This is a genomic window from Frigoribacterium sp. CFBP9030 (assembly GCF_034045195.1).
Classification (GTDB): domain Bacteria; phylum Actinomycetota; class Actinomycetes; order Actinomycetales; family Microbacteriaceae; genus Frigoribacterium.
The window spans coordinates 115,665-135,903 of sequence record NZ_JAXCWG010000007.1 but is presented as its reverse complement, the minus strand read 5'-3'; the positions used below and the strand labels follow the sequence as shown (position 1 = coordinate 135,903).

12 protein-coding genes are annotated in these 20,239 nt (G+C 72.7%); 6 read left to right on the top strand and 6 right to left on the bottom strand.

The genetic code is table 11. The features are described 5' to 3' along the window. Nucleotides 1–18: 18 nt before the first annotated feature. The 3 genes from SOM13_RS09825 to SOM13_RS09815 all read left to right on the top strand — a co-directional run bounded on the left by SOM13_RS09825 (nucleotide 19) and on the right by SOM13_RS09815 (nucleotide 7,475). Nucleotides 19–1,506, top strand: a complete 1,488-nt coding sequence (locus tag SOM13_RS09825; protein ID WP_320479583.1) for a PLP-dependent aminotransferase family protein — start codon at nucleotides 19–21, stop codon at nucleotides 1,504–1,506. 145 nt (nucleotides 1,507–1,651) lie between these two features. Continuing rightward, on the top strand, nucleotides 1,652–4,801 hold the full coding sequence (locus tag SOM13_RS09820; protein ID WP_320479582.1) for an efflux RND transporter permease subunit: 3,150 nt from the start codon (nucleotides 1,652–1,654) through the stop codon (nucleotides 4,799–4,801). 520 nt (nucleotides 4,802–5,321) lie between these two features. Continuing rightward, nucleotides 5,322–7,475 carry a DEAD/DEAH box helicase gene (locus tag SOM13_RS09815; protein ID WP_320479581.1) on the top strand — a complete coding sequence of 718 codons (2,154 nt, stop codon included), beginning with the start codon at nucleotides 5,322–5,324 and terminating at the stop codon, nucleotides 7,473–7,475. 170 nt (nucleotides 7,476–7,645) lie between these two features. On the opposite strand, the gene SOM13_RS09810 is transcribed toward SOM13_RS09815, so the two are convergent. Together SOM13_RS09810 and SOM13_RS09805 are read right to left on the bottom strand one after the other, a co-directional pair. Further along, entirely contained in the window at nucleotides 7,646–8,152 is a 507-nt protein-coding gene (locus tag SOM13_RS09810) for a mycothiol transferase (RefSeq protein WP_320479580.1), read from the bottom strand. A 33-nt stretch (nucleotides 8,153–8,185) separates the two neighbouring features. After that, nucleotides 8,186–8,689 (bottom strand): MarR family winged helix-turn-helix transcriptional regulator, encoded by a 504-nt coding sequence (locus tag SOM13_RS09805; protein WP_192060833.1) that lies wholly within the window; start codon nucleotides 8,687–8,689, stop codon nucleotides 8,186–8,188. Between the two features lie 244 nt (nucleotides 8,690–8,933). Here SOM13_RS09805 and SOM13_RS09800 point away from each other — a divergent pair, with 244 nt between their 5' ends. From SOM13_RS09800 to SOM13_RS09790, 3 genes are all read left to right on the top strand, one after another. Continuing rightward, nucleotides 8,934–9,533, top strand: a complete 600-nt coding sequence (locus SOM13_RS09800; RefSeq protein WP_192060832.1) for a hypothetical protein — start codon at nucleotides 8,934–8,936, stop codon at nucleotides 9,531–9,533. A gap of 426 nt (nucleotides 9,534–9,959) precedes the next feature. Beyond that, entirely contained in the window at nucleotides 9,960–11,564 is a 1,605-nt protein-coding gene (locus SOM13_RS09795; RefSeq protein ID WP_320479579.1) for a signal peptidase I, read from the top strand. A gap of 35 nt (nucleotides 11,565–11,599) precedes the next feature. Further along, a complete protein-coding gene (locus tag SOM13_RS09790; RefSeq protein ID WP_192060830.1) occupies nucleotides 11,600–12,583 on the top strand; it encodes a magnesium and cobalt transport protein CorA in 984 nt (327 codons plus the stop codon). Between the two features lie 124 nt (nucleotides 12,584–12,707). On the opposite strand, the gene SOM13_RS09785 is transcribed toward SOM13_RS09790, so the two are convergent. The 4 genes from SOM13_RS09785 to SOM13_RS09770 form a co-directional block, all read right to left on the bottom strand. Next, nucleotides 12,708–14,807 (bottom strand): acyltransferase family protein, encoded by a 2,100-nt coding sequence (locus SOM13_RS09785; protein WP_320479578.1) that lies wholly within the window; start codon nucleotides 14,805–14,807, stop codon nucleotides 12,708–12,710. A gap of 89 nt (nucleotides 14,808–14,896) precedes the next feature. Further along, the gene (locus SOM13_RS09780) at nucleotides 14,897–17,281 is read right to left on the bottom strand and encodes a GNAT family N-acetyltransferase (RefSeq protein ID WP_320479577.1); all 2,385 of its coding nucleotides are present in this window, start codon (nucleotides 17,279–17,281) and stop codon (nucleotides 14,897–14,899) included. Further along, nucleotides 17,278–18,654 (bottom strand): lysine N(6)-hydroxylase/L-ornithine N(5)-oxygenase family protein, encoded by a 1,377-nt coding sequence (locus SOM13_RS09775; RefSeq protein ID WP_320479576.1) that lies wholly within the window; start codon nucleotides 18,652–18,654, stop codon nucleotides 17,278–17,280. Before SOM13_RS09775 ends, SOM13_RS09780 begins: the two co-directional genes overlap by 4 nt. Next, nucleotides 18,651–20,201, bottom strand: coding sequence for a pyridoxal phosphate-dependent decarboxylase family protein (locus SOM13_RS09770; protein WP_320479575.1), 1,551 nt, complete (start codon nucleotides 20,199–20,201; stop codon nucleotides 18,651–18,653). Before SOM13_RS09770 ends, SOM13_RS09775 begins: the two co-directional genes overlap by 4 nt. Between the last annotated feature and the right edge of the window lie 38 nt (nucleotides 20,202–20,239).

Here is a 20,239-nt window from a genome sequence, read left to right as displayed (position 1 = left end):
TCGACCTAGGGTGGCACCGTGACGAACGTCGACCCCGGTGCCACTGCTGTCTCGTCGCGAGCGCTGGGGGTGCTGCTGGACTCGTGGCGCGCCTCCTCGGCTCCCGGTTATCTGGCGCTCGCCGACCGGATCCGCCTGCTCGTGCTCGACGGGCGACTGCCGGTCGGCACCCGCCTGCCGTCGGAACGCGATCTCAGCACCCACCTCGGGGTCAGTCGCACGACCGTCACGGCCGCCTACGCGACGCTGCGCGACGGCGGACACATCGACAGCGTGCGGGGGAGCGGCAGCGTCGTGCGGCTGCCGACCCGCGTCGCTCTGCCTCGGCCGGCCTCGACCGAGGGGCTGCTCGATCTGACGAAGGCCGCCCTGCCCGCCGCCGACGGCATCGCCGAGGCGGCCCAGCGCGCGGCCGGTCGACTGGGCGCCTACCTCGGCGACTCGGGCTACGACAAGATCGGCCGACCCGTGCTGCGCGAGGCGATCGCCGAACGGTACCGGCGCCGCGGGCTCGAGACGAGCGCCGACCAGATCGTCGTCACCCTCGGCGCGCAGCACGCCATCGCCCTGCTCGCCCGGGTGCTGGTCGGCCGCGGCGACCGCGCCGTCGTCGAGGCGCCCGGGTACCCGCACGCGTTCGAGGCGCTCCGGGTCGCCGGCGCTCGGCTGGTCCCGGTCAGCGTGACCGTCGGCGACGGGTGGGACGAGGCGGCGCTGATGCAGACGCTGCGGCGCACGAGCCCGCCGGTCGCGTACCTCATGCCCGACTTCCACAACCCGACGGGCGCGACCATGCCGGCCGATCAGCGCGCGCGGGTGCTGGACGCGGCCGCGGCGGAGGGGACCGTCGTGATCGTCGACGAGACGATGGCGGAGCTGGCGATCGACGGGGGCGCGGGTGCCGGCGCGGCCGTCGGATCCGATGCCTCGGGGGCTGCGTCGCCCGGTCGGCCGTCGCCGATGGCGGCCTACGGGCCCGCCGTCTCGATCGGGTCGGTGGGGAAGTCGCTCTGGGGCGGGCTGCGGATCGGCTGGATCCGCGCCGACCGCCCCCTCGTCGACCGCCTCGTCCGCGCCCGCTCGGCAGGCGACCTCGGCACGCCCGTGCTCGAGCAGCTGCTCGTCGCGGAGCTGCTCGCCGACCTCGACGGCGTGCTGGAGGCGCGGGCCGCCCACCTGAGACGGGGTCGCGACCGCGTCGTGACCGGCCTCCGCACCGCGTTCCCCTCGTGGGACGTCCCGTCGCCCGCGGGCGGGCTCAGCACCTGGGTGGGGCTCGGCGCCCCCGTCAGCTCGCAGCTGACCCTCGCCGCCCGGCGCGAGGGGCTGCTGCTCGCCGCCGGCCCCGTGTTCGGCGTCGACGGGGCGTTCGAGCGGTTCCTCCGCGTGCCGTTCTCGTACGGCGACGACGAGACCGACCGGGCGCTCACCGCCCTGCGCGCCGCCTGGGACGGCATCGACGGCGTGCAGGGGCCGGCCTCGCCGCTGCTGGCCGAGGTGGTCTGAGGGGGCCGACCCGCGCCTCCTCGGCCGGTTCTCCACAGGGCATGAGAGAGGGCCGCCAGTTCCCAGAGAGAGTGGTGACAATAGGAGGCGCGGTGGACGTCGTGCACCGCGCCTCCTCCGCTCTCCTCGTCACCACCGGAGTCCCGTGCATCTGCTGTCCGTCTTCAGCCTCCGCAACCGCGCGCTGATCGCCCTCGTCACCATCGTCGTCGCCGTGTTCGGCGGGGTCGCGCTCACGTCGCTCAAGCAGGAGCTGGCGCCCAACGTCCAGTTCCCGCAGATCGCCATCGTCAGCTCGTACCCGGGGGCCACCCCCGAGGTCGTGAACGACGACGTCTCGACCCCCATCGAGCAGGCGGTGCAGATCATCCCGGGCCTCGAGGGCACGACCGCGACCTCGAGCACCTCGACCAGCACCGTCTCGGCCGAGTTCACCTACGGCACCGACCTCGACAACGCCGAGCAGAAGATCCAGTCGGCCGTCAACCGTCTGAGCCTGCCCGACGCCGTCGACACCCAGGTCGTCACCGGCAGCCTCGACGACCTGCCGATCATCCAGATCGCCGTCACCGGGTACGACGACTCCGAGGCGCAGCAGCTCGTCGACCGCCTGTCGGACACGACCGTCCCCGACCTGCAGAAGCTCGACGGCGTCCGCGAGGCCTCCGTCTTCGGCGACGCGGGTCAGCGCGTCACCATCACGCCCGACCGCGACGCGCTCGCCGCAGCAGGCCTCACGACGCAGGCGTTCCAGGACGCGCTCGACGCCAACGGGCAGCTGATCCCCGGCGGCACCATCACCCAGGACGGCCAGACGCTGTCGATCCAGGCCGGGTCGCGGCTGACGGGCGCCGACCAGATCGCCGCGCTGCCCCTGCTCGGCGGCAGCTCCGCCGTCACGATCGACGACGTCGCCGACGTGGCGCTCACCTCGGCCCCGGTCACCTCGATCAGCCGGGTGAACGGCGAGCCCGCCCTGACGGTCGCGGTGACGAAGACGCTCGACGCCAACACGGTCGACGTCTCCGAGACGGTCCGCGACGCCATCCCCGCACTCGCCACCGACCTCGGCGACGACGTCGACCTCACCGTCGTCTTCGACCAGGCGCCCTTCATCCAGCAGTCGATCGACGCGCTCGCCGAAGAGGGGCTGCTCGGTCTCGCCTTCGCGGTGATCGTCATCCTGGTGTTCCTGCTGTCGATCCGCTCGACGATCGTCACGGCGATCAGCATCCCGACCAGCGTGCTCATCACGTTCATCGGGCTGCAGGCGTCGGGCTACACGCTGAACATCCTCACGCTCGGCGCCCTGACCATCGCCATCGGGCGCGTGGTCGACGACTCCATCGTCGTCATCGAGAACATCAAGCGGCACCTGACCTCGGGTGCCGACCGCCTCCAGGCCATCACGACCGGCGTGCGCGAGGTCGCCGGCGCCATCACCGCGTCGACCGTGACCACCGTCGTCGTGTTCCTGCCGCTCGCCTTCGTGGGCAACATCACCGGCGAGCTGTTCAGGCCGTTCGCCCTGACGGTCACGATCGCCCTCATCGCGTCGCTGTTCGTCGCGCTGACGATCGTGCCGGTGCTGGCGTACTGGTTCCTCCGGGCGCCGAAGGCGCACAAGCACGCGGGGACCGCCCGGGGTGCCGCGGGCGCCGGGGCCGAGGGCTCCGACGGCGTCGTCTCCGGAGGCGCCGCCGGCGAGGAGCTGACGACCCGCGCCTCCGACCCCACCGCCGGGGCCCCGCTCGACCGACTGCGCCGCGTCTACGTGCCGGTGCTGCGAGGCACGCTGCGTCGCCCCGTCGTCACGATCCTGGTCGCCGTGCTGGTGCTCGGCGGCACGGCCGCCGCGGTGCCGTTCATGAAGACCAACTTCCTGGGGGCGAGCGGGCAGAACACCTTCAGCGTCACGCAGACCCTCGCTCCGGCGACCAGCCTCGACGCGCAGTCCGACGCGGCGACGCAGGTCGAGGAGGCCCTCGAGGGGGTCGAGGGCATCGAGACCGTGCAGCTGACGATCGGCTCGAGCGGCACCTCGATCGCCAGCTTCTTCGGCGGCTCGGGTGACAGCACCGTCACCTACTCGATCACGACCGACGAGAGCGCCGACCAGGACGTCGTCCAGTCGGACGTGCGCGACCGCCTCGACGGGCTCGGCGACGTCGGCGACATCGAGGTGACCGCCTCGAGCGGGTTCGGCACGAGCAACGACATCACCATCGACGTCTCCGCACCTGACCCCGAGACGCTCCAGACGGCGACCGACAGCGTGCTGTCGACCGTGCGCGAACTGCCCGGCACCGCCGAGGCCAGCTCGAACCTCGCCTCGGCGCAGCCCATCATCGGCGTGCAGATCGACCGCGACGAGGCGGCGGCGCTCGGACTGAGCGAGGTCGCCGTCGGCGCGATCGTGTCGCAGGCCGTGCAGCCGCTGCAGGTCGGCTCGATCGAGATCGACAACAGCTCGATCGACGTCTACACCGTCGCCCCGACGCCGCCGGCGAGTCTCGACGAGCTCCGCGCCGTCGAGCTGCCCGGCCCGACCGGCCCCGTGCGACTCGACTCGATCGCCACGATCGACGAGACGACCGGGCCGACCTCGGTCACCACCTCCGACGCCGTCCGCACGGCGACCGTCACCGTCACCCCGTCGGGCGACGACCTCTCGACGGCCAGCACCGAGGTGACCGACGCCCTCGACGGCATCGACCTGCCGACCGGCGCCGACACCGAGATCGGCGGCGTCACGGCCGACCAGGCGAACGCGTTCTCGCAGCTGGGTCTGGCCGTGCTGATCGCCATCCTCATCGTCTACATCGTGATGGTGGCGACCTTCCGCAGCCTGCTGCAGCCGTTCCTCCTGCTGGTGTCGATCCCGTTCGCGGCGACCGGTGCGATCCTGCTGCAGATCGCCTCGGGGATCCCGCTGGGCGTCGCATCGCTGATCGGCGTGCTGATGCTGGTGGGCATCGTGGTCACCAACGCGATCGTGCTGATCGACCTCGTGAACCAGTACCGCACCCGAGGGCTGCGGGTGCGCGAGGCGCTGCTCGAAGGCGCGTCGCGCCGACTGCGACCCATCCTCATGACGGCGACCGCGACGATCTTCGCGCTGCTGCCCATGGCGCTCGGCATCACGGGGCACGGCGGCTTCATCTCGCAGCCGCTCGCCATCGTCGTCATCGGCGGGCTCGTGTCGTCGACCGTGCTGACGCTGGTCGTGCTGCCGGTGCTGTACTTCCTGGTCGAGGGTGCGCGCGAGCGCCGGGCGGAGCGGCGCGCGGGGTAGGTGCAGGTACGCAGGCCCTGCGGCGCACGCGCAGGCGCCGGCGCTTGCGCTGGCGCTTGCGCTTGCCCTTGCGCTTGCGCTTGCGCCGGGGTGGGCGGTTTGGCGTTTGCGGGCGTGTTCGGCGGGGGTGGGCGTGTGGGGGCGCCCGGTGGCGACGGAGTCGCCCGGAGTGGGCCGCGAAGCACCGCCACCGCCCTGGTGCGGGGGAGACGCGCTGCGGGCGCACGGTGTCTTGACCCATGGGGCCCGTCTTCTCGAAACGGGGCGTGCGGCGGCGCGTAGAGGGGGCTTTTGCCGGAGGCACGGGTCGGGTATCGTGGTCCGGTCGGCTCAAGACACCGCGCCTGTGGCGCGACTGCACCACCCGCTCGTCACGACGGGGGTGCGCATGAGGGTTTGTAAGTCTTGTGGGCCGGATTCCCGTCGGATCTCGACGGGATGAATTCACGATGGTGAACGGTCCTGGTCAACGGCTGCCCGGGTATTTCTTCGCGTCATCCGCAAGCCCGGAAAGAAACCCATGCCCCCTTACGACAAGACCCCCTCGCGCGCCAAGAGCAACGACTCGCGCGGCACCGGCTCGAAGAGCCCCAAGCACCGCGGCCACCGCGCCGACGAGGCCGGCGCCCCCGAGCGCAAGCAGCGCTGGAACGCCGACTCCCGCGCCGAGCGACGCGGCGACGCCCCCCGCGGCGCCGGCGCCGGCCGCCCCAACTGGGAGCCCCGCGAGAAGACCGGCAACAGCCGCTTCGCCCCCCGCGACCATGACGCCCGCAACGGCGAGCGCGGCCGTGACGGCGGACGCGACGCCGCCCGCGGCTGGGGCCGCGACGGGGGCAAGGAGGCAGCCCGCGCCGGGCGCGACAACCGCCCCTCGCGAGGCTACGACCGCGCCCCGCGCTCGTACGACCGCGACGACCGCCCGGCTCGCGACGATCGCGCGCCTCGTTCGTACGACCGTGGCGACCGCCCGGCTCGTGACGATCGCGCCCCGCGTTCGTATGACCGCGGCGACCGCCCGGCTCGCGACGATCGTGCGCCTCGTTCGTACGACCGTCCGACGCGCAGCGACCGCCCGGCGCGTGACGATCGCGCACCCCGCTCGTACGACCGTGACGATCGCGCACCCCGTTCGTACGACCGCGGCGACCGCCCGGCGCGTGACGATCGCGCACCCCGCTCGTACGACCGTGACGATCGCGCCCCCCGCTCGTACGACCGCGGCGACCGCCCGGCTCGCGACGATCGCGCTCCTCGTTCGTACGACCGCAGCGACCGCCCCACGCGCAACGACCGCGGCGACCGCCCCACGCGCACCGATCGCGCCCCGCGCTCGTTCGACCGCGCCGACCGCGACTCGCGGTCCGAGCGTCCCAGCGACTTCTACCCCAAGCGGAACTCCGCGGCGGGCCCGCACTACTCGCCCGAAGACGACGTCAAGCTCGAGAAGCTGCAGGCCGAGGTCGTCACGGCGGCCGACGTCGAGGGCGTGAGCTTCGGCGACCTCGGTCTCGGCGACAACATCGAGCGCCAGCTCGCGTCGATGGGCGCCGCGGCGCCGTTCGCCATCCAGGCGGCGACGATCCCCGACGTGCTGAAGGGCCGCGACGTCCTCGGCCGCGGTCGCACCGGCTCGGGCAAGACCATCGCCTTCGGCGCCCCGCTCGTCGAGAAGCTGATGGAGAACAACGGCGCCAAGGGTCGCAAGCCGGGCCGCAAGCCCCGCGCGCTCATCCTCGCCCCGACGCGCGAGCTCGCGATGCAGATCGACCGCACCGTGCAGCCCATCGCCCGCTCGGTCGGCCTCTTCACCACGCAGGTCTACGGCGGCGTGCCCCAGGCCCGCCAGGTCGGTGCGATCAACCGCGGCGTCGACATCATCATCGGCACGCCCGGCCGCATCGAGGACCTCATCGACCAGGGCCGACTCGACCTCAGCGAGGTCGTCATCACGGTGCTCGACGAGGCCGACCACATGTGCGACCTCGGGTTCCTCGAGCCGGTGCAGCGCATCATCCGCGAGACCGCCACGGTCAAGCGCGACGGCACCCGCGCCCAGAAGCTGCTCTTCAGCGCCACGCTCGACAAGGGCGTCGCGAAGCTCGTCGACGAGTTCCTGGTGAACCCCGCCGTGCACGAGGTCGCCGGCGAGGACCAGGCCAGCGCCACCATCGACCACCGCGTGCTCGTCATCGAGCAGCGCGACAAGACAGCCGTCATCGAGCAGCTCGCCTCGGGCGAGGGCAAGACCCTGGTCTTCGCGCGAACGCGCGCCTTCGCCGAGCAGCTCGCCGACCAGCTCGAAGACGCGGGCATCCGCTCGACGAGCCTGCACGGCGACCTGAACCAGGCCCGCCGCACGCGCAACCTGCAGATGCTCACGAGCGGCCGGGTCAACGTGCTCGTCGCGACGGACGTCGCCGCCCGCGGCATCCACGTCGACGACATCAGCCTCGTCGTTCAGGCGGACATGCCCGACGAGTACAAGACCTACATGCACCGCTCCGGTCGCACGGGTCGCGCGGGCAAGCAGGGCACCGTCGTGACGCTCATCACGCGTCCGCGCCGTCGCCGCATGGAGGAGCTGCTCGATCGTGCCGAGATCGAGGCCGAGATGATCGAGACGCGCCCCGGCGACCGTCTGATCGACCAGCTCGCCGCCGCGCAGGCGTAAGAGGAGCACACGGAGCCGAGGAGGCGCGGGTCGGGTACCCGCGCCTCCTCGGCTCCTTCGCGTTCCGGCGGCCCTTGCGGCGGGTCCGCGTCATCGGCGGCGGGTCAGCGCTGACCCGCCCCGGATGACGGGAACCCGCCGCACTCGGGGGCCGGAGCCACGGCACCGGGTCAGCGGCGGTCGAGGAGGCCCCGCACGTACGAGGCCTGCCCGATGTGCTGGCTGCAGTCGCCGAGGATGCTGACGAGGCGGGCTCCGGCGGTGACGGGGGGATCCCACTGGTCGTCGACCACGTCGGTGTACGACGCGGCGTCTAGGCCCTCGAGGTAGCCGCGGGTCCGCAGCGTCACCGCCTCGAGGTAGCCCACCAGCAGCTCGGCCTCGACTCGGACCTCGCCCGCCTCGACGGCGCTCTGCCCGTAGCCCATCTCGCCGGGAGCGAAGGGCAGCGCGAAGGCGTCGACCCAGCCGTCGACCACCCAGACCTGCTCGCCCGCGGCGAGGTCGGCGATCTGGACGTCCTGCCCGCGGGCGGTGTGCCAGACGAGCCAGGCGATCGAGTTCGCCTCCGAGTCGGGGCGCCACGCCAGGTCGTCGACGGTGAGCCCGGTCACCGCCTCACGGGCGATTGCGGGGAGGCGGTCGAAGGCTTCGATGAGGACGTCGGACGGAGTCATCGCCCCAGGCTACGAGCCGAGGGCGGACCGCGGTCAGTGCAGTTCGTCGAGCCCGGTGCTCGCGCGGTTGCGCAGCGAGTCGGCGAGGGCGTTCGTCACGGTCGCGTAGAACTCGAGGAAGTGGGGGTCGATCGCCTCGCGGAAGGCGAGCCGGTAGACCTGCGCGACGTCGGCGATGGCCTTCTCGCCCCGCGGCGCCAGCTCGAGGACGGTGCTGCGCCGGTCGGTGGGGTGCGCGACACGTCGCACGTAACCGCCCGTGTCGAGCCGGTCGATGAGGCTCGTGGTCGCGCCTGTCGAGAGATCGACGTACTCGGTGACCATCTTGGGCGTGACCTCGTCGGTGCTCGCGAGGAACACGAGGGCGCGGATGTCGGTGACGCCGAGACCGAGCTGGGCCGCCACGAGCTTGATCACCGCGGTGTTGCTCTGCTCGAGTCGACTGAAGGCGCGGACGGCTGCGGTCACGTCGACCCGGCCGTCGTCGTCGCGCGGCGGCGTCGAGCCGCGCTCGGGCTGGGGAGAGACATCGGTCATGGTCGTGCGCCGCTCGTCGGGTCGTTGGTACGGAGGTCAAGTATCTCACTCATCAAGATACCCCCCGCTCTGGGGTCGGCACGCGACTTGCACACGCTTCGATGCGCAAGTATCTTGATTGTCGTACCACTTGGGAAGCGAACAACTCGGGTAACGAACTACTCGAATCTCGTATTACTCGGATTCCGAGCACATCCCACCCCGACTCACACCGACACTTCCCGCTGACCACTTGGAGCACACGATGTCCCGTCCCACCCCCCGCATGACCCGCCTCGCCGCCTGGATCGCCATCCCCGCCGCCCTCGTCGCCAGCGGCGTCGTCGTCTCGCAGGCCTCGTACTCGGCCTTCTCGTCGACCACCGTCAACCCCACCAGCAACTGGACCGCGGGCAGCGTCGCCCTCACCGACGACGACAGCAACACCGCGCTGTTCACCGCCTCGAACCTGAAGCCGGGCTCGACGGGCAGCAACTGCATCGCCGTCACGTCGTCCGGATCGCTCGCCTCGACCGTCAAGCTCTACGGCACGAACGCCAGCACCACCAACAACCTCGCCTCGAACATCACGCTGAGCGTCGTCCAGGGCACGGGCGGCGGCTTCGGCACCTGCGCCGGCTTCACCCCCTCGGCCGCCGGTTCGTCGCTCTACTCGGGCACGCTCGCCGCGTTCGGCACCTCGTCCACCAACTTCTCCAACGGAGTCGGCAACTGGGCCCCCACCGGCACGGCCGCCGAGACCCGCGTCTACCAGGTGACCTACACGGTCAGCCCGTCGGCCCCCAACAGCACCCAGGGCGGCACCGCGGCCCTCGGCCTGACCTGGGAAGCCCAGAACAGCTGATCTCCGAGCTCTCCCGAGCTCGTCAGGCTCCCGCCGCCGACCGACCTCCCCCCCCCCCGGGTAGGTCGACGGCGGGGCACACGATCCGACACCCCGAACCGGTCGGATCGACCCCGGCCACGGCGGCCCGAACCGCCGAGGCCACTCCGGTCACGGCGGCCCGAACCGCCGAGACCACCCCGAGCGCGGCGGCCCGAACCGCCGCGCCGCAGCACCACGCCGAGCGCGGCGGCCCGAACCGCCGCGCCGCAGCACCACACGCACCACCCGCACCAGGCACGACCCGCTCCGGCACCACCGCTACCCGCACCGTTCCACCCGCACCGTTCCACCCGCACCGCACCTCCTGCACCATCCGCTCCACCCGCACCACCGCACCACCGCACCACCACCCCCACCCGACAGTCCCGCCGAGAGAGGCGCCCCGTGACCTCGATCGACCTGAAGCTGCGCCCCTCCCGGGCCGCGGCGGCCGCGTCGATGACGGTCCCCCGGGGCGCCTCCGGCTCGTGGCCGCACTGGGTCCGACTCCTGCTCGCGACGCTGGCGCGCACCGTGCTCGGCACGCTGATCGGCCTGCTGCTCTGGGCCGCCGGCCCCGCCATCATCGGCTGGACCCCCACCACCGTGATGACCGGCAGCATGGAGCCCCGCATCAGCCCCGGCGACATCGTCGTGGCCAAGCCGGTCGCCGAGACCGACATCCACCGCGGCCAGGTGCTGCTGTTCGACGACCCCGACAAGGCCGACCACCTGCGTCTGCACCGCTACCTCGAGAACGGCACGGGTGCCGAGATCGTCACGAAGGGCGACGCCAACCCGGCGGCCGACTCGACCCCGATCGCTCGGAGCGCCGTCGTCGGCGTGGGGTTCCTCCGCGTGCCGTACCTCGGCATGCCGTTCGTCTGGGCGGCCGGCGGGCAGTACGGTCACCTGATCGTCGTCGGCAGCCTGCTGCTCCTGCTCGTCGGAGCCTCGCGTCTCGACCGCGATCTGCACCGTGACGCCAAGGAGGCGCGGGTCCCGTCGATCACGGCCACCCGCAGGTGGTTCCCGGCTTCCGCGTCCGCCACCAGCGCCTCCTCGGTGGCCGTGCACCCGGTCGGCGCCTCCGTGCCTGCCCCGTCCTCTTCCGGCCGGTCCTCCTCCGCGGCGACCCGTCGGGCCGTCCGCCGCCGCGAGCGTCGTCTCCGCCGACTGCGCGGTGCCGCCGGTGCGCTCGCCGTCGTGGGTGCGGCCTCGGGTCTCGCCCTCACCCTCGTGATCGGCGGCGGCGCCGGTGCCGCGTACTCGGCGCCCGTCGCGAACCCGACCTCGAGCTACACCGCGGGCAGCAGCTACGACTGCCTCAAGGAGTCGTACAGCAGCGAGACCTCGTACGGGTTCCCGTACAACGAGCTCTCGGGCACGACCACCACCGACGGCAGCGCCTTCGCCCGAGTCGGCACGCTGACCTCGGGTGCCTCGTTCGTGACCGGCTCGTGCGCGAGGAACGACAGCCCCTCGCTGCTGCTCGACGGATCGACCGGCCAGGTCACCACGGCCGTGAACCTCACCGGTCAGGCGTCGTTCACCGTCGAGACCTGGTTCAAGACGACCTCGACCCGTGGCGGTGCGCTCGTCTCGTTCACGCCCAACCAGACCGGCACGGCCACCAGCGCCGACCGCGCGCTGTTCGTGACGAACGCGGGCAGGATCGCCTTCGGCGTCCGCCCCACGACCTCGACGGTCAAGACGCTGACGACCCCCGCCGCGTACAACGACGGCGCCTGGCACCACGTCGTCGCCACCCTCTCGAGCAGCACGGGTGCGGTCGTGTACGTCGACGGCACCGCCGTCGCCAGCGACTCGACGTCGCGCACGGCGCAGAGCGCGACGGGTTTCTGGCGTGTCGGCTACGGCCCGCTCGGCAACTACACCGGAGCCCCGACCAGCGCGTTCTTCGCAGGGCAGGTCGACGGCACCACGATCTACAACAACTCGGCCCAGACGGCCGCGACCGTGCAGTCCCGGTTCGCCGCCGGGCACTGACGCGCCGCCTCGCCCCACCCTGCGAGACTCGACGCATGCCCCTTCAGATCAACGACGTCTACGTCGACGGCCGCCTGCACGTCTCGCCCGAGACGCTCGACGACACGTACGCCGCACTCGCCGACACCGGCGGCACGGCGTGGGTCGTGCTCTCGGAGCCGGACGCCGCCGAGCTCGACTCGCTGGCCCGCCAGTTCGACCTGCACGAGCTCGCCATCGAGGACGCCGGGTCAGGGCATCAGCGCGCCAAGCTCGAGCGGTACGGCGCGACGCTCTTCGTCGTCGTCCGCCCGGCGGTCTACCTCGACGACGAGGAGACCGTGGCGTTCGGCGAGATCCACGGCTTCGTCGGCGAGAACTTCTTCGTCGGCATCAACCACGTGTCGCACATCGACGCCCGCCACGTCAGCCGCGGGGTCGCCCGCCTGCGATCGAAGCCCGACCTGCTCGGCGCCGGGCCGCAGGCCATGCTGTGGGCACTGCTCGACGCCGTCGTCGACGCCTACAAGCCCGTCATCGACGGCCTCGAGAACGACATCGACGAGATCGAGCAGCAGCTGTTCGCCGGCGAGCCGGGCGTCTCGCGGCGCATCTACGAGCTGTTCGGCGAGGTCGCCGACTTCCAGAAGGCGTCGCGTCCGCTGATCGCGATGCTCGACGGTCTGCTGCGCGGCGGCGAGAAGTACCGGGTCGGCACCGAGCTCGAGCGCCGACTGCGCGACGTGCAGGACCACGTGATCCGCGTCGTCGACCGCGCCGACACGTTCCGCGCCGTGCTGCAGAACGCGCTGGCGCTGAACGCCACCCTCGTCGCCCAGGACTCGAACGAGGTCACGAAGCGCATCTCGGCCTGGGCCGCGATCCTGTTCGCCCCGACCCTGGTCGGCGCGATCTACGGCATGAACTTCGACGTCATGCCCGAGCTGCACTGGGCCTGGGGGTACCCGTTCGCGTTGGGTCTCATGGTCGCCATCGCGGGCGGGCTGTTCGGGGCGTTCCGCTGGAAGCGCTGGCTCTAGCGCTCTCGCGCCCCGTCGCGCGATCGAGTGGTCGGAAGATGCTCTTCGACGCGAGCGGAAGAGCATGTTCTGACCACTCGATCCCGTGGTGGGCGAGAGTGGACGGGCGAGCGCATCCGCTCTCTCAGCGGGCGGCGTCGAGCACCTCGTCGAGTCGGGGCCCGAGCACTCGCGCGAAGCCGTCGGTGAGGTGGTTCGTGTCGCGGAAGGCGAGCGAGTTCCAGACCACGGGCGAGCACGTCTCGGTGCACATCCAGTCGAGCGTCGGGACGTAGCGAACCCGCGACCGCTCGGCCGCACCCCGGTCCGCCGCCGTCGCCGGCGCGTCGACGAGCGCCTCCACCGGTGCCGAACAGGCGGCGACGTCGTCGAGATGGGACGAGAGGCAGAGCGGGGGGCGATCGGGCCACCGCGGGACGTCGCCCAGCACGACGACGCGCGTCGAGTCGGGGAGGGCGTCGACGAACCGTTCGAGCCCCGTCGCCCACTCGCGTTCGAAGTCGTCGGGCGACCGCGCGACCAGCCGGTACCCGCTGACGGCGTGCGAGACCACGACCGTGTCGACGGGCTCTTCGACGAGCGTCGCCACGACGTCGTCCCGCCAGCTCGCGCACTCGGTGTAGTCGCGGGCGGCGTGCGGATGCTCGAGCACGAGCTCGACCACCGGGCACGCCAGCTTCGTGTGCACGATCAGCTCTTCGCCCCGTCGCTCGACCCGGTCGCGCAGCGGCGTGAACCACTGCGCGGCGTGCGAGTCGCCGACCAGGGCCGTCGTCGGCCCGTCGGGGTCGCCGAACGAGCAGCCGAGCGCCGCGACGACCTGGTAGTCGGCGTGGCAGCCGTCGGCGTAGATCGTCGGGATCGATTCGTCGACGTCCGCGAGCCCGGGGGAGAGATCGGCGGGCACGACCGTCGCCGCGACCGGCCCGGCCCGGACGTCGTCGGCCGTCGGGGAGGCCAGCACGACGTCCGTGGACAGCACCGGGTCTGCCAGAGCCGCACCGGAGGTTCCGACGACCAGGGCGGCGGTGGTCAGGCCCGCGACGGCGATGGTCCGTGGGCGGCGGGTCGCCAGGCGGGGAGTCAGACGGTTCTCGAGGGTGACGTGGGTGAGCGCCGCCAGGACGACGGAGCAGACCGCGGCCGCGACGAACTCGCCCGGGCGGATGTCGCGTCCGAGCGCGAGAGTCGGGACGACGAGCAGCGGCCAGTGCCACAGATAGAGCGGATAGGAGATGTCGCCGACCCTGGTCAGCGGCCGCCACGAGAGCACGCTCGAGACCATCGGCAGACGATCCGCCCCGACCGAGTCCGCCGCGTCCGAGTCCGCGGCGGCGTCCGAGCCCGCCCCGACCGAGCCCGCGGCGATCACCGCGGCCGTGCCCAGCACCGGCAGCAGCGCCGCCGCCCCGGGGAACACCGTCGACTCGTCGAGCAGCACGACGGCCGAGGCGATCGCGGCGAGCCCGAGCCACCCCGTGACCGTCGCGAGCAACCGGGGCACCCCGCCCAACCGGGGTACCGCGCCCAGTCGGGGCACCCCGCCCAACCGGGGCACCCCGCCCAGCCGTCCGGCGCCGACGGCGAGCAGCGCCCCGGCCCCGAGCTCCCACGCGCGCGACGGCAGCGCGAAGAAGGCCCAGGGCTGCGACACCGTGACCAGCCAGAGGCAGAGCACGAAGGAGGCGGCGGTCGCCACCCCCAGGACGACGGCGAGCAGGCGCCGCCCCGCCACCGCGAGCACGGCGACGAGCGCCAGGGGCCAGACCAGGTAGAACTGCTCTTCGACGCCGAGCGACCAGAAGTGCTGGAAGACCGAGGGCTCGCTCGCGCTCAGGTACCGGGTGCCCGAGCGGGCGAAGTCGATGTTCGCGACCCCGACGGTCGCCAGGAGCGCCTCGCGGGCGGTCGACCGCCAGAGCAGCGGCGGCATCCAGACGACGCACGCGGCGACCGTGGCCGCGACCACCAGCAGAGCCGGCGGCGCGAGCCGGGCCACCCGCCGCGACCAGAACCGCGCGAGCGACACCCGGCCCGTCCGGGCGTGCTCGCGCAGCAGATTGCCGGTGATGAGGAACCCCGAGACGACGAAGAACACGTCGACCCCCGCGTACCCGCCCGAGAGTCCGGGCACCCCGAAGTGGTACAGGAGCACCGCGATGACGGCCACCGCCCGGAGCCCCTGGATGTCGGCGCGACGAGGGTGTGCGGCGGAGACGTGCATCCCGTCAGGCTATAACATCACGACCCCTATGCGTCGACCCGGGCGCCGCCCCCCACCTCACCGCGCCCCGCCTCCGCACCCGCCCCGCCTCACCGAGCGATCGGGTTCGCCAGCGTGCCCGCGTAGATCAGCGACGACGACTGCGCCGCCAGATCGACCATCTGCCGGGCGTCGCGCAGCTGCAGCCGGTTGAGGCACGAGTGGTCGAACCGGTCGACGCGCAGGTCGAGCGCGTCGGTCAGCGCCGGGTGCTCGTCGGCGTGCCGGTCGACGCACTCCGCGACGAGCCGCCAGAACTCGCGGGCCGGCAGCACCCCGTCGTCGTCGAGGGCCGCCGCGAGGTAGCGGAACACCCCGTCGAAGACGTCGGTGAACACGGCCAGCGCCTTCTCGCGGTCGTCGACGGGCTGCACGATGCGCTCTACCAGGGGCGGCACGTCGCGGGGAGCCAGCAGCACGACCTCCTCGCCGATGTCCTTCATGAACACCGCCGTCGGCACGTGCCCCTCGAGCACCAGGATGAGGTTCTCGCCGTGCGGCATGAACGCCAGCTCGTGGGCGCGGAGGCAGTGCACGACCGGTCGCAGGTAGGCGTGCAGGTACGAGCGCACCCAGTCCGCGGCGCGCATCCCCGACGCCCGGACGAGCGCCGACGCCAGCAGCCCGCCGGCCGCATCGCGGTGCAGCAGCCCCGCCATGGTCATGAGCCTCTCGCCCGGGGTGGTCAGGGGCACCGGGCTCTCCCGCCAGAGCGCCGCGATCATCTTGCGCTGCGGCGACGGGGTCGGGGTGCGGTGGTAGGCGTCGCCGGTGTAGCCGATGGAGGCGCGCTCCCTCAGGATCCGGAACCGCGCCTCCTGCAGGGTCGCATCGTCGGCGACGAGCCCGTGCACCCAGTCGTTGATCGCGGGCGTCGGCCGCATGTAGGCGGGCGACAGCCCCCGGAGGAACCCCATGTTCTGGATCGCCAGCGCCGTCTTCACGTAGGCCCGCTCGGGGTGCGACCGGTTCGCGAGCGTGCGGATCGACTGCTGCGCCTGGTAGTCGTCGTCGCCCTCGCCGAGCAGCACGAGGTCGCGCCGGGCGACGTCGGGCGCGAACGTGATCGCGACGCGGTGCTGCCACTGCCAGGGGTGCACGGGCAGGTAGTGGTAGTCGGCCGGGTCGAGGCCCTTGGCGGCCAGGGTCGCGGCGAACCGCGCGAGGGTCCGCTCGCCGAGCTCGGCGCCGAGCAGCGTCTGCTCGTCGAGTCCGTCGCCGAGCGCGAGATGCGTGCCCGACCGGCGGGCGGCCAGCCAGACGAGGCGGATGGCAGCCGCGGTCTCGGGTGCGTAGGCGCGGAACTCGTCGAGCCCGAAGCCGATCCGCCCGTTCGCGGCGACGAACGCCGGGTGGCCCTCCGTCATCGCCGCCTCGATGGTCTGGAAGTCGGCCGTGGTCAGCTGCTCCGCCGTCGGGCCGCCCTGCAGGCGCTTCGCGGCCGCGCTCGCGAGCGTCGACGAGAGCTCCTCGAGGTAGACGGCCATCAGCTCGTCGGGCAGCCCCAGCACGCTCTGCAGCTCGGCGATCAGCTCGAGCGCGTCGAGCTCGGCGGGTGCTCCGTCGATCTCGCGCGCGACGCTCGGCTCGTCGACCACCCAGTGCTCGAGCTCGTGAACCCGGGCGCGGAACCGGTAGACGACGACCGGGCGCGCCGACGCCGCCCCCACCGAGGAGGCGCGGGTCGGGTCGCCGGGGCCGCCCACCCCCTCGACGGTCAGCGACCACCACCCGCCGCCCTCGTCGTGCGGGGCGACGAGTCGCTCGTGCGAGAACTCGGACAGCGACTTGGCGACCAGGTGCCGGTGGGCCCAGCCCATCGGCCCGGGTGCGAGGTGGGCGGCCGCGGCGTCGTCACGGGTGAGCACCGACAGCCGTGCGCGCTTGTCGGGCAGGTCGACGTCGCCGACCGCGCGGAACCCGACCTCGTCGTTCTTCACGGCGATGCGGATGTTCTCGACGTCGGGCTCCACCACGATCCGCCGCGCGTCGAGCCGCTCGAACACGAAGCGCACCACCGTCGCCATGATCGCCGACGTGAGACCCGGCACCCGCTGCTCGGGCGGCGGCGCCGGCGCGACGAGCAGGTGCATCCCCACATCGCCCGGCTCGGCGTCGTGCACCTCGGTCAGCAGCACGTGGGCCGGATCGTAGGTCTCGACGAAGAACATCGGCTCGCCGTCGACGCGGCCGAGCCAGGCGTCCTGGTGCGGGTCGGCTGTCACCGCGGCGACGTACCGGCGCACCTCGTCGGTGCTGACCCCGACCATGCCCCACGACTCCGACGCCGGGTGCGACAGCCAGCGACGCAGCGGCACGGCGAACGGCTCGGGGTCGAACGGCTCGAGGGTGACCAGACCGCAGGAGGCGCGGTGCGGGAACGGCGCGACCCGCGCCTCCTCGGCGACGACGGGCGGGGCGGTGAGGACGCTCATCGGGCGACCTCCCCGGTGGGCAGGCCGAAGGTCTGGAAGACCGTGCGGCGTTCGACGGCGTAGACCTCGCGACCGGTGATCGCCGCGATGATGCTCGAGGCGCGCCAGGCCGCGAAGCCGAGGTCGGGGGCGGTGAGGCCGTGGGTGTGCTCCTCGGCGTTCATGACGAGGAGGCGGCCGGCGCCGGCGGCGTCGATCGAGTAGTCGCGGGCGACGGCGAGGCGGCCCCGCCCGTCGCGGGCCACCCGGTCGCCGAGCGGATCGAGGAACCCCGGGACACGCGGCGCGTACCCCGTCGCGAGCACGAGCGCGGCGGTCTCGCGCAGGGTCGTCGTGCCGAGCTGGGCGTGCCGCAGGGTCAGGGTGAAGACCTCGCGGTCGGCGTGCCACTCGGCGGCGACGAGCTCGGTCTCGGTCAGCAGGGTCGTGTCGAGCGGGCCCGCGAGGGTGAGCCGGTAGAGCGTCTCGTGGATGTCGTCGACCAGCTCGCCGCTGATGCCCTTGTAGAGGCTGCGCTGCTCGCGACCCAGCCGATCGCGCTCGTCGGGCGGCAGCGCGTGGAAGTGGTCGGTGTACTCGGGACTGGTCAGCTCGAGGGTGAGCTTCGTGTACTCCATCGGGAAGAACCGGGGCGAGCGGGTGACCCAGTCGAGGCGGTGACCGGTCTGCGGCGCGGACGCCGCGCCTCCTCGGGTCGTGTCGAGCAGGTCGCGGTAGATCTCGGCGGCGGACTGCCCGCTGCCGACGATCGTGACCGAGTCGGCGTCGCGCAGCCGATCGCGCTCGCCGAGGTAGTCGGCGCTGTGCACGACGGGGCCCTCCAGCCCGCGGACGGCGTCGGGGAGGCGCGGCTCGGTGCCGATGCCGAGCACGACGTGCCGGGTGCGCCACGCCTCGCGCTCTCCGGTCGCGGTGCGCTCGGCCTCGACCAGCAGGGTGCCGTCGTCGAGCTCGGTGACCGCGGTGACGCGCCGCCCCCAGCGCAGGGTGTCGAGCTGATCGGCGACCCAGCGGCAGTAGGCGTCGTACTCGGCACGCAGCGGGTAGAAGCTCTCGCGGATGTAGAACGCGTAGAGACGACCGGTCGCCTTGAGGAACGCCAGGAACGAGAAGCGCGAGGTCGGATCGGCCATCGTCACGAGATCGGCCAGGAACGGCACCTGGATCGTCGCGCCCTCGATCATCATCCCCGGATGCCAGCGGAACCCGTCGGCGGCGTCGACGAAGACGGCGTCGAGATCGTCGAGCGGATCGGTGAGCGCGGCGAGACCGAGACCGAAGGGGCCGATGCCGATGCCGACGAGGTCGTGGACGTGGTCGGGGATGCGTGCGGCGTCGGCCCGTGCTCGGTCGGCGGTGCGTGCGGCGGTCATCGGGCCGACCCCTCGGTGGTCGGCGCGGTGGCGGCGAGGTCGTCGCTCTCGAGCAGGGCGGCCGAGGAGGCGCGGATCAGGTCGAGCACGTCCGTCACGTCGGTGAGACGCGACTCGGGATCCAGCAGCGTCAGCTTGAGGCAGGGGCGCCCGTCGACGACGGTCTTGGCGACGACGGCCCGACCCGACTCGAACAGCACCCGACGGACGAGCGGCACGAGCCGGTCGGCGGTCTCGTCGTCGACGTGCGACGGCTGCCAGCGGAACAGCACCGTGCTGAGCTGGGTCTCGGCGAGCAGATCGAACTCGTCGTCGTCGCGGAGGACCCCGTGCACCTCGGCGGCCAGGTCGACGACGCGGTCGACCAGCGCGCCGACCTCGTCGGCGCCGAGGGCGCGGAGGGTCGCCCAGAGCTTCAGCGCGTCGAAGCGGCGGGTGGTCTGCAGAGACTTCGCGACCTGGTTCGGCTCGGGGTCGGCGAGCGGGTTGAGGTAGTCGGCGTGCCAGGCGACCGGGTCGAGGTCGCGGCCGTCTCGCACGACGATCGCGCTCGACGACACCGGCTGGAAGAACGTCTTGTGGAAGTCGACCGTCACCGAGCGGGCGCGCTCGATGCCGTCGAGCAGCCGCCGACGGGTGGGCGACACCAGCAGGCCCCCGCCGTAGGCGGCGTCGACGTGCAGCCAGACGCCGGTGCGGTCGCAGACGTCGGCGATGGCCGCGAGCGGGTCGATGCAGCCGCGGTCGGTGGTGCCGGCCGTCGCGACGACGGCGATCGGCAGATGCCCGGCCTGCACGAGCGCGTCGAGCGTGACGTCGAGGGCGTCGGGGCGCATCCGCCCGGCTCCATCGGTGGGGACGGTGACCACGGCGTCGTCGCCGAGACCGAGCAGACGCGTCGACTTCTGCACGCTGAAGTGGCTCTCGGCCGTGGCGATCACGACCATGCGGGCCAGCAGATCGTGCAGCGACGGGGAGCGCGGGGCGGAGCGGCGGCCGGGGGCCTCCTGCTGCTGGACCCGCGCCTCCTCGGCTCGGGTCTCGGCTCGGGCCGTGGCGGTGGCGCGCTCACGGGCGAGGAGGAGCGCGTGCAGGTTCGACTGCGTGCCTCCCGAGGTGAAGACGCCGTCTCGGGTCGCCGGGTCGAAGCCGATGCGGCCCGCGGTCCAGTCGACGAGTCGGCGCTCGATCAGGGTGCCGACGGCGGACTGGTCGTAGGTGTCGACCGACGGATTGATCGCGGCGAGCACCGCCTCGGCGGCGACCGCGGGGATCGCGACCGGGCAGTTGAGATGCGACTGGTAGGCCGGGTCGTGGAACCAGACGGCGTTCGCGGCGAAGAGCTCGTCGACCTCGCGGAGGGCGTCGGCCGTGCCGGTGCCGGGGGCGTCGAGGTCGACCGCGTCGACGCGGCGCTGCAGCTCGGCGCGGCTCTCGCCCGAGAAGGGCTGCCGGGTCGTGCGGAAGCGGTGCGCGAGACGGTCGACGACGGCGGTCGTCTCGGCGGCGTAGGCATCGGCGGTGGAGGCGTTCAGCAGATCGGACACGGTGCTCCCGGTGGTGCGTGGACGCCGCCAGGCTCTCT

Bases quoted from the DNA above. Each gene is read 5' to 3' on its own strand.
- SOM13_RS09780 (WP_320479577.1), bottom strand. From the start codon at position 17,281: ATGAGCGTCCTCACCGCCCCGCCCGTCGTCGCCGAGGAGGCGCGGGTC.
- SOM13_RS09810 (WP_320479580.1), bottom strand. From the start codon at position 8,152: ATGACTCCGTCCGACGTCCTCATCGAAGCCTTCGACCGCCTCCCCGCA.
- SOM13_RS09790 (WP_192060830.1), top strand. From the start codon at position 11,600: ATGCCCCTTCAGATCAACGACGTCTACGTCGACGGCCGCCTGCACGTC.
- SOM13_RS09775 (WP_320479576.1), bottom strand. From the start codon at position 18,654: ATGACCGCCGCACGCACCGCCGACCGAGCACGGGCCGACGCCGCACGC.
- SOM13_RS09815 (WP_320479581.1), top strand. From the start codon at position 5,322: ATGCCCCCTTACGACAAGACCCCCTCGCGCGCCAAGAGCAACGACTCG.
- SOM13_RS09805 (WP_192060833.1), bottom strand. From the start codon at position 8,689: ATGACCGATGTCTCTCCCCAGCCCGAGCGCGGCTCGACGCCGCCGCGC.
- SOM13_RS09785 (WP_320479578.1), bottom strand. From the start codon at position 14,807: ATGCACGTCTCCGCCGCACACCCTCGTCGCGCCGACATCCAGGGGCTC.
- SOM13_RS09800 (WP_192060832.1), top strand. From the start codon at position 8,934: ATGTCCCGTCCCACCCCCCGCATGACCCGCCTCGCCGCCTGGATCGCC.